General features: G+C 65.9%; 3 protein-coding genes. All 3 read right to left on the reverse strand.

The window, feature by feature from the left end; all coding sequences use genetic code 11:
* Positions 1 to 721 precede the first annotated feature (721 nt).
* The 3 genes from AB0A94_RS38510 to AB0A94_RS38520 are packed head-to-tail and all read right to left on the reverse strand — an operon-like array spanning position 722 to position 2,855.
* Entirely contained in the window at positions 722 to 1,102 is a 381-nt protein-coding gene (locus AB0A94_RS38510; RefSeq protein WP_361751676.1) for a hypothetical protein, read from the reverse strand.
* Positions 1,102 to 2,490 carry a hypothetical protein gene (locus tag AB0A94_RS38515; RefSeq protein WP_361751678.1) on the reverse strand — a complete coding sequence of 463 codons (1,389 nt, stop codon included), beginning with the start codon at positions 2,488 to 2,490 and terminating at the stop codon, positions 1,102 to 1,104. The genes AB0A94_RS38510 and AB0A94_RS38515 overlap by 1 nt, the downstream gene beginning before the upstream one ends.
* A complete protein-coding gene (locus AB0A94_RS38520; RefSeq protein ID WP_361751680.1) occupies positions 2,487 to 2,855 on the reverse strand; it encodes a hypothetical protein in 369 nt (122 codons plus the stop codon). The genes AB0A94_RS38515 and AB0A94_RS38520 overlap by 4 nt, the downstream gene beginning before the upstream one ends.
* Positions 2,856 to 3,108: the final 253 nt, after the last annotated feature.

Here is a 3,108-nt window from a genome sequence, read left to right on the forward strand (position 1 = left end):
TCACGCCAGCTGAGTACGAACAGCAATTGATCACGTCACGTAGGCTGTCACTCGTCGCGTGAAACCCGGTGTCCACCCCCGGGGATCAACCTCAGTCGGGTTCTCGCCCCTCAGCGCAGTCCCGATCCGATCCATCCGCCAGTCACCAGTCATGGCCAAAACCTACATTCTGGTGATCAAGGACCGCTCTTCGATCCTCATCCTCCCCACTCAGTTCAAAGACCAAGCAAGTGAGGTGAGGAGCGGTCCCGGCCGTTTTCAAAGATCCCCATCACCGAGAAGTCATCCGCTGCCTCAAACGCTACATCGCACGGGAGATCTACCGGCTTCTCGCCACTCCGAGCCCTGCAGCCAGCCGCGCACATACCGCAACCGCTACTTGACATCCATAGGGGCATCAATGCTCACACGACTACCGTGCCGAGATGACCGTCCGCTTCGCCATCTGGGACCAGGTCACCGGCGTCGTCGGCCGGCCCGCCGAGGCCTGAGCCCGGAACCGGACCCCGGCTCCACCACCCACGACACGCCGACAGGCACTCGCACACCCAACAACGTGACAGAGCCCCGGCCACACATGACCGTAGGAGTTGCCGCAACGGAAAGCGCAAGCCCGAAGCCCTGTTGGACAGGCATCAGGGCCTGACCCGTCGGACAGGCCCTGGCCACGGGGGTGGAGCGGGTCGGTGTCATGATCGCAGCCCCTGGACAGGTCGGGCATTCACGCCCCGCTGGACACCCACCGCACCACCGCCGCCACCCCCAGCACCACAGCCGGTACCGCCCACGGCCACCGCATTACCCGCCGCACCGAGGGCGCCAGCCATAGTGCTCCCACCGCGCCTGCCAAGACGACGGCCAAGGCGCAGGCCAGCTCGATCCCGCCGTACGCGGCTTGGTCCCAGTCGCCGTCCGGACGGGTGTTGACCGCCAGCCAGAGGAAGAATGCCGCCGCCAAGGTCAATAGCACCACCGGCACGGCGAGGATCACGCGGAGCGGGCGGCGGTCGTCGTCGGGGTGGTGCGGGCGGTCGTCCACCGGGTGACGGAAGTGACCGGTCTTCTGCCTGTCTTTGGTGTGAGAGGGTTTCGAGGACTGCATCAGCGGATCGCGTTCCTTGCCTGATCCAGGTGATGGGCGAAGTCTCGGCCATAACGCTGAGCCTGATCGTTCCCCCAGTACGGTCCCCCGTTGTACCGCGCGGCAAGCTCCTGTTGCTGCTCCACCGTCATTTCCTCCGGGGGTACGTCGGCGAAGTCGCTCTCCGCCTTGAGCTGAGCCAGGTACTCGGCGGCGATGAAAATGTTCTGTCCCGGCTCCTGGAGCGATTCCTCCACCGTGGTTCGCTGTTGGTCGGTGAGGTTCTCCGGGTTGTAGCCGAGCACCTCGGCGCCACGCCGTACCTGGATGGCGATCGGCCCGAAGGACGTCTCGTCGGGGTCACCGCCCAGTCGTGACGGCAGGTTCTCCGGCCCGACAGGGCTCAACGGGGAGTCCGCCTGCTCCCGAATGGTGTCGGTGATGTCGTCGAGTGGGCCGGGCTGGCCGGCGATCTCTTTCCAGGCGATGCCCGCCACCATCGACGGCGGCAGCCCAGAGTTCTGCGCAGCGGCCTTGATGATGTCCTTGTTGGCCCGAATCCACTCGGTCTTCTCCTGGTCACTGGAGGGCGGAATCCAGTAGCTGTCCGTCGCGCCCGGCAATGAAGCGAGCTGCATCCGGATGTTCTGGAGCGTCGGGGAGACCAGCTTGTCCCCGGCCGTCGGGTAGTAGTCCTGCTTGGGACCGCTGCCCGACAACCGGGTCACCGGGTTACCGCTCGCCTCGGCCGCCTCGCGCCGGAGGTCGGGCATGGCGGCGGCGACGTCCACCCGCTCGGTGAGGAATACCTGAAAGTCCGGCACCAGGTCGTACGCCTGTTTGAGTTCATGGATGCAGAGGGCGCGGGCCTCCCCCTCGGTGGTCCGTGCCAGGTCGAAGTCGCCGCCCGCCGCGTTGTGCAGCCGGTTGGCCTCATCCCGGATGTCGTCGACGTCCATGGTCAGCTCCGCGAAGAAGTCCAGGACGCCGGTGGTATCGCGAATGTCCTCCCACTGCCGCATCGGCTCGGCCTCCTGAGCCGTGCGGGTGATCGCGGTGCCCTTGGTGTGGATCAGGTCCGCGAGCGCCTGCTCGCTGACCAGGCCACTGGAGTAGTACACCTTCGCCAGCGTCAGTGCCTCCGCGTAACGACGCAGCGCGCCCGCGGCGTGCCCGTAGGCTTCGGCGAGTTCGTCCACCAAGCGGCGGCCCTCGGTGAGCCTGGCCGTGTAGTGCGCGCTGCCCTTGCTGCGCCACTCGGTGTGCTTCTCTGCCCGCTCCGCCGCAGGAGCGACAGCCGTCAGGAGAGCCTGGATACGGTGGAACTCATCCGCGTTGCGCTCCACCAGCGGCGGGTTGCAGTTCTCCAAGAAATCGACGTCCTTGCGGTAGCTCAGTCCGTCGCTCATCGCGTTCCCGGCGAGACGTAACGGCCGTCGAGCACGGCCTCCAGGAACCGGCGGGCGGTCTCGTCCTCGATCTCCGCGAATTTCCCGCCAGCCATCCGCAGACGGGTTGACAGCGCTGCAAACAGGGCCATGGTGTCCAGGAACTGGTCACCCGCGAACTCGGCGAAACGCTCCACCTGACGTGCCACGTCTCCGTGCGTCCTGGGATTCCGTGCCATGGTGGTCAGCTCGGCGTCCGGGCGGCCTTCGTGGAGAAGCCCAGCGATCTCCACCAGCAGGTTGGCGTTCCCGTTGATGGAGTCCGCCTTCGCCACCAGATCCGGCGCGCCTCCGCCGGAGTCTGCCGGCAGCTGGTTGAGCCGCATGCCGCCCTCAGCCTGCCGCGCCAACGCCATCGGCTTTCAGCTGCGCCCATTCCTGCTCGAAGGACACCCCGTCTCCTTCTGTTCCATCTGTATCTCGTCGTGTTTATTGACGCCCTGTGGGCCGAAATGGTTCAGGAGAAGTGGGAGAACCTGTACCGTGTGCCGCTTGGGAAGTCATCGCTGCTGGTCAAGCCGCATATCGGTACTCGTTGATCACTCCGCCGAGGATGCGGGTGCGTAGGAGTTTGCCGGG

Origin of the sequence: Streptomyces sp. NPDC044984 (assembly GCF_040646935.1) — a bacterium.
In the GTDB taxonomy this organism is placed as follows: Bacteria; Actinomycetota; Actinomycetes; order Streptomycetales; family Streptomycetaceae; genus Streptomyces.

Coding starts and splice junctions, on each gene's coding strand:
- AB0A94_RS38510 (WP_361751676.1), bottom strand. CDS start 1,102: ATGCAGTCCTCGAAACCCTCTCACACCAAAGACAGGCAGAAGACCGGT.
- AB0A94_RS38520 (WP_361751680.1), bottom strand. CDS start 2,855: ATGCGGCTCAACCAGCTGCCGGCAGACTCCGGCGGAGGCGCGCCGGAT.
- AB0A94_RS38515 (WP_361751678.1), bottom strand. CDS start 2,490: ATGAGCGACGGACTGAGCTACCGCAAGGACGTCGATTTCTTGGAGAAC.